General features: G+C 43.9%; 1 protein-coding gene. It reads right to left on the bottom strand.

Annotation, left to right across the window (positions count from 1 at the left end; translation table 11 throughout):
* Window positions 1-6845 (bottom strand): S8 family serine peptidase (locus tag CLHUN_RS09965; protein WP_080064439.1); only part of this gene is annotated, 6845 nt, incomplete at its 3' end.
* Window positions 6846-6852: the final 7 nt, after the last annotated feature.

The raw sequence follows: 6852 nt of genomic DNA, 5'->3' as shown, positions 1-6852 counted from the left end.
GTCACATCCCCATGCCCGTTGTACATATAATTCATTGTATCACTGCCTGCGGTTCTTGTCAGGAGATTTATTCCATATATGTTTCTGGCTGTTTCATTTCCGTTTGCATCAGTTTCAAGGATTACCTTGTCCGCTTCATACAGGTAGTTTGTCCTTTGCCCGTTTTCTGTCTTTGCTGTCCTGTAGCCCTCTCCGTTGTACGAATAGCTTATGGTCTTGCTGCCTGCTGTGGTTTTGGCAAGCTGGTTCCACACATCATACTGGTAATACGTAGCCTCGCTGCTTGTGCTGCTCCGCCCTGCAATACTCAGGCTGAAGCTTCCTGTCACCTCCGGGTCTGACGGCTTCACCGTTTCCTTCACTTTTGATATGGTGTTGCCGTTGCTGTCATAGCTGTATTTCTCTGTTACGGTTTCTCTTCCGCTCTGCTGTACCGTGGATACCAGCCTGTTTTGCTCGTTATATGTATAGCTTGTGGTTACCGAGCTTATGGCCGGGCTCGTTGTCACTACTGCTGCCAGCACTGTCTCCGTAAGCCTGTTTCCCGCCTTGTCAAAGGTATAGCTGGTTGTCCTGCCATTGGGTTCCGTTACTTTTTCCAGCCTGTTCAGGCTGTCATACTCGTAGTTTGTTGCTCCCTTTGTGTCTGTCTTGGAAATTTGGTTGTGGGCTCCATCATAGGTATAGCTGTATCTGTCTATGCTGCTGCCGTCGGCCTTTTTGTTCACCAGGGTCTTGTTCAGGCCGTCACCGTAATAGGTGTATTCTTCCTTTGCCCCGTCCCCATAGGTTACGTTCTTTCTGCTTCCGTTTGCGTAATATTCATAGGTGGTGGTTTTGCCCTCTGCAATTACTTTATACAGTCTGCCTGCCTTGTCATACACCTTTTCTGTCAGGTTGCCCTTGGGGTCCCTGGTGGTTTCAGAGCGCAGTCCGTCTCCCTTGTCACCGTCATAAGCAAATACAGTTGTCCCAAAGCCCGGAACCGTCTTGGTCAATACCCTTCCCAGCTCATCATAGGTTCTTGCGGTGGTTCCCGTGCTGTCGGTCATGGCTGTCTGGTTGCCGCTGCTGTCATAGGCATATGCTATGCCGGAACCTCCTATGGCTTTTGAAAGCAGCCTGCCGTGTATATCATAGGAATAGGTTGTCTGCCTGCCGTTCCTGTCGGTTGAGCTTTTTACGCTGCCGTCGGCATTGTAGGTATATTTTTCCGTCTTTGAGTTCAGATAGGTGTAAGCTCCCGGTAAACCCAGCCTTCCGCCCTGGTCTATCCTTTTTATTACCTTGTTGGCCCCATTGTACTCATAAATGGTTGTGTTTCCATTTCCATCTGTCTGTGTCAGTTTGTTGCCGTTGAGGTCATAGGTGTAGCTTGTGACCTGGGCTTTTGGATTTATTACTGCCGAAAGCCTGTTGAACTCATCATATTTATAGGTTGTGGTAATATTTCTCCCGTCGGTTCTGGCTATGATGTTTCCCACATCATCATAGGCCTGGCTGGTGGTATGTCCTTCTGGGTCTATTGTAGCTATGAGCCTGCTGCTCCTGTCATATATGAACCGGGTCATATTCCCAAGGGCGTCAACTGATTTTATTTGCTTGCTGTTCTTATCATACTCCAGCTTTTGTATGGTAGTATATGGATTCCTTTTTTCAATGAGCCTGTTCAAGGGGTCATATATATTTGTCGTTGTGTTCCCCAGCCAGTCGGTGCTTGTGGTCTGGTTGCCGTTTGCATCATAGCCGCAGGTGGTTGTTTGCTTTACCCCGTTTACCGTTATTTCTGAGGCCGTAAGCCTGTTCAAGGCATCAAAGGTATTAGTCCGTGTAACCCCGTTGCCGTCAGTTTCCCTGCATTTGTTGCCGTTTGCGTCATAGCCCGCAGAGGTTGTTATTGCCTGGGTATTGTCGGATTTTTTCTCTGTGGCTGACAGCTGTCTCCCCTGCTTGTCATAGGTATACAGGTTTACCTTTCCCAAGGAATCCTGTCGCAGCTTTAAATTCCCCGCAGCATCATACTGGAATATTACAGTGTTGGAGGGCATGGTGCTGTCACCCGGATATACAAGCCTTCTGACCTGACCGGGAGCATTATATTCAAATCTTGTGGTATTGCCGTTGGCATCTGTCTGGGTAAGCTGTCTTCCTGCCAGGTCATAGGCGGAGCTTCTCAATTGCCGCCCCTCTGCAGCCGGACTCTTCTTTACGCTGACTGTCAGTATATTGCCTGCGTCATCATAGGTATAGCAGGTTTCCACTCCCTTTGAATTTGTCTCGGAGGTTTTCCTTCCAAGACCGTCATATTCATATTTTGAAGTGAAATACAGGGCCCTTTCCTTTGAAACTGCATCCAGGGTCGAGGTCAGCAGATTGGCCAGATTGTATCTGTATTCAATTCCATATCCCGAAGCTATTTTCTCCTCCTGGGAGGAGCCCATTCCATAGTCATACCCTATGGCATCAAGCTCTTTTACCACATTGCCTGAATTGTCATATTTGCAGGTTTTGGTATAAAGTGTAGTCCACAGGCCTGAAACATTATCTATATATACATCCTTCTTTGCTGTCACCCGTGACATAAGGTCATATACATATTCACTCCTGTTCATATGGTATATGTCCTTTGAACTTATGTAATTTTGCGGCGTTACTTCGGCTATTTTTCTTCCGGCAAGATCATACTCATACAGCAATACTCCGTTTTGGGCATCGGTTGTCCTTGTGAGGAAGCCCCTCTGATTGTACTCATAGCTTGTAATATTTCCTTTTGCATCCTTTGAGGTCAGTGGTTTTCCTTCCCAGCTATAGGTTGTACTTTCGGTTATTTCAACCGAAGCCCCCGTTTCATCCGTTCCGGGCCGGCTTTGGGACAACTGCCTGTCCAAGGCGTCATATTCGTAGGTTGTAGTTACATCATCAGGGGTGGTGATTGTCTTTGTATTTCCGTTTTTGTCATAGGTATAGGTTGTGACCAGTTCCAAAGCTCCCGGACTGCCAAAGGTATTTCCATAAATATCTCCTGCTTCCGCCTGCTGCTTTTTAGAAGATATTTTCTGCATATGGTTATACTCAAACTCCGTAACCAGTTTGTGGGTGGAATCGGTATATACGCTTTGCCTTATCATGTTCCCGTCATCATCATAGGCATACTCTGTCTTGCGGCCTTCGGCATCCGAAGCAGCTTTTAATTTTCCATTTTTATAGTAGGTATAATTCTTTACAATATAGTTTTCGGGTATTGTCCACAGCGTCACCTTATCCTTGCCGTTTTTTTCGGTAATTCTGTTGCCGGCTTTGTCATAGACATATTTTGTGTATGTATAGAATGTATTTCCGTTTGCTATTTCAAAGGGAGACCACTGCTCCACCAATCTGTTCAGCCCGTCATATTTATAACAGGTACTGCTGCCGTTGGCTGAAATTTGCCTGTCTACAGTTCCGTTGGCATTATACAGGGTTTTTGTCCTTGTCCCGTCGGGATTTTGCTGTTCTACAAGCCTGTCGGCATAGTCATAGACACATACGGTTACGGCCTTGTCTGTGGAATTCAGGTATACGGTTTCGGTTTTCTGAATTTTCCCGTCCTCCAGATAAGAATAGCTGTATTCTGTCAGCAATACCTCTGCTGCCGTGGAATCATTTTTAAAATATACCTTTTCCAGCCTGTCCAATACATCATAGGTATAGCGGTATATTGCACCGTTGGGTTTCGTTTCTGTAAGGGTGTTTCCATATACGTCATAGGTGTATGCGGTTTTATTGTCCAGTACATCGGTTATGGTTTTAACCTTGCCGCTGTCATAATATTCGTACCTTGTCCCCACTGCAGCATCACTGTATGAGTCTGCGGCAGGATCGTCCTTTGAACTGTCATATTGATTCGGACTGATCTCCTGGAGCTTTCTTCCCAAAAGATCGTATACCACCCTCTGTGTTTCGTTTTTTGCACTTACAATTGTTGATTTTATAGCTGTTCCGTTTTTATCATAGGTGTACTCTGTTCTGTTGCCCTTTGGCGTGGTCTCAGCAAGCTTCCAGCCCAGCTTGTTGTATTCATAGCTTGTGAGCTTTCCTGTTTCAGGGTCGGAAACGGTTTTAACGTTGCCATAGGCATCATATGTATAGTCAGTCACGCTTCCCTCAGGATTGGTCTCACTTTTAAGAAGTGCTTTTGCATTGCAGCCCGACTCAGCCCCGGTGTAATACTGGTAGGAAGTTACTGCAAAGCCCGGACTGTCTGTTCCTTCGTATACATCAGTACCGTTTAAGGGCTGTACCTTTTTGACCAGCTTCAGCCTGCTGTCGTCATAAATATAGTAAGTGGCCTTCCCGCACTCATCCACCTCTTTTATCAGGTTGTTCTTTTCATCATACTCATTTATTCTTAAACTGCCATCGGGATTGGTAATCCTGGTAACATTACCCCTGGTGTCTATTTCATACTGGGTCTTGTTTCCGTTTCGGTCTGTTGTAGCTTTAACATCACCGTACTTGTTTTTGCCGTCATACAGGAAATATTCAGTATACGAAGCCTTTCCATCCGGTTCCTGTATTTGTGTGGTATAGAAGGCTTCATCAAACCAGTAGGTGGATACCCGGTTATTCATATCCGTTGCCGTTGTCTTTTTGTTTGACATGTCATAAGTGTATTTTACAGTGTCACCAAGTGAGTCTGTGGCCTCTGATACCTTGTCCTGGTTTTCACCTTCTGAATGGTTGTATATAATTTTTTCTACTGTTTTCTGATTATGGTCTTTTATTTCATTCAGAAACCCCCATGTATCATAGGAGTATCTCATTATACCTCCCAGGGGGTCGGTTACTGCAGTAAGTCTATTGTTGCTGTCATACTGATATTTTACTGTTCTGTTTTCCGAATCGGTTATGTTATCTATTAATCCGTTTGAGTTATAGGTTACTTTGTATTCCCGGCCTACTGTATCTGTTATCTTTGATATTTTTCCGGCTGAGTTTACAGTAATATCAACCGCATTGCCATCCCTATCCTCCATTTTTGAAAGATATCGGTCTGTATTGAAAGTATACCTGTATTGATCCTTTGTGGTCAGGGTATATGTACCGTCGCCATTTTTAACAAATGTGCTCCTTGATTCTTCAGGCTCGTAAACATTGTTATTAAGCCGGAACCTTTCTACACTTCCTGTGGGCAATGTAACATCAACAACATTTGTTCCTTCTGCCTTTCCTTCAAACCCAAATGTCCAACCACGTCCTAAAGGTGTACTTTTATCACTTCTTGAATTGTATGAACGGGATATATTTATCTGAAATCCCGGAGCCGGAACGCTCATGTCATTTACAGTAAACGAAAAGTTTCCTGATGCAGGACTTACGCCTGACTCACCATAGTGAAGCTGTTCCTTTATTTTGGCAAGCTGATCCATGGTGTACCAGGTATCAATGTTTCCTCCCTGCTGTCCTGCAGGCACAGTACTGTTGCCATTACCTTCCCCTGCATATGTATCTGCAGCCGGCTTTGTATTGGCCAGCGCCGCATATGCATCAGCTCTGCCGCCGGATGAAACCTTTCCTGTCAAATTAGTGCATGGAACTACATTATCCTTTATCCGCTTTGCTATCTGAGTTATTGTCAGATTTGGAAGATAGCTTTGTAAAAGTGCTGCAATACCTGTTACAAAAGGAACTGCGGCTGATGTACCAGTAAAGTAATCATATGTATTACCTGGCGTAGTACTTAATATATCTACCCCCGGAGCAGCCAATTGTACCTTATTACCATAACTGGCGTAAGGTGAGAGAACGCCTTTACTATCAATTGATGTTACTGAAACAACATTTGGAATGTCAAAGCAGGCAGGATAAACAGGTAAAACAGATACGTCGGCTCCTCTGTTGCCCGCAGCACAGATAAACAGGATTCCGCTGTTTGCCATGGCATCCTTCAGGGCAAAATTGTCATCGGTGCCCCCAAAGCTGCAGTTGATTATCTTAACTCCCATTTTCATCGCATATTCAATAGCAGCAATAGCATCACAGGTATATCCCCAATTTCCATTAATAAATTTTAACGGAAGTACTTTTACTTTGGGTGCGACACCAGTGATACCTGTATTGTCAGATGCGGCAGCAAGTATGCCTGCTATATGAGTACCATGTAAATCTTTTGAAGCATCGTCATATATGGACTTGTCATTATTTACAAAATCCCATCCGTTTACATCGTCTACATATCCATTATTATCGTCATCTATTCCGTTGTCAGGTATTTCATATGAATTGACAAAGATATTATCCTTCAGATCTTTATGATTTAAATCAACTCCTGTGTCCAATATCCCTATAGCGACTGATGAAGAACCTTGCGTCAGATTCCATGCATTAATTGCATTTATATCAACACTTGATCTTCCCATCTGTCCTTCAATCTCCTGCCCATTATTCTGAACACCCCATTGATTACTGAACATGGGATCGGCAGGTGCTGACATTATGTCAAGCTTATAATTGGGTTGGGCATAGAGTACATCGGGATCTTTCTTAAGTTCATCAACCACCTTGGCAATATCGTCTTTTTCATCTATTTCAAGCAAATCAATTTTATTTTTGGCATAGCTTTTCTTTGTGCTTATTTTATTTAGTTTAATTCTCTTTTTCAGATTTACCTTAACTTTATCTTCCTTGCCGCCGTCCTTATATTTAACTAAAATTTCTGTCTTCTCGTGGTGTACGCTGACAGCAGCAGTATTTCCCTTATCTTTTTCTGATGCGGCATAGCTTAGCGAAGGGAAATACGTTAGCAGGTTTGTTACCATGAAAGATACTATAAGTATTTTCGATAAAAAGATCCTGAATTTTCTCATGGTGTGG

The sequence above is a fragment of the Ruminiclostridium hungatei genome (genome assembly GCF_002051585.1).
In the GTDB taxonomy this organism is placed as follows: Bacteria; Bacillota; Clostridia; order Acetivibrionales; family DSM-1351; genus Ruminiclostridium; species Ruminiclostridium hungatei.
Note: the sequence above shows the minus strand (reverse complement) of the source record. Positions and strands in the feature narration are given on the sequence as shown.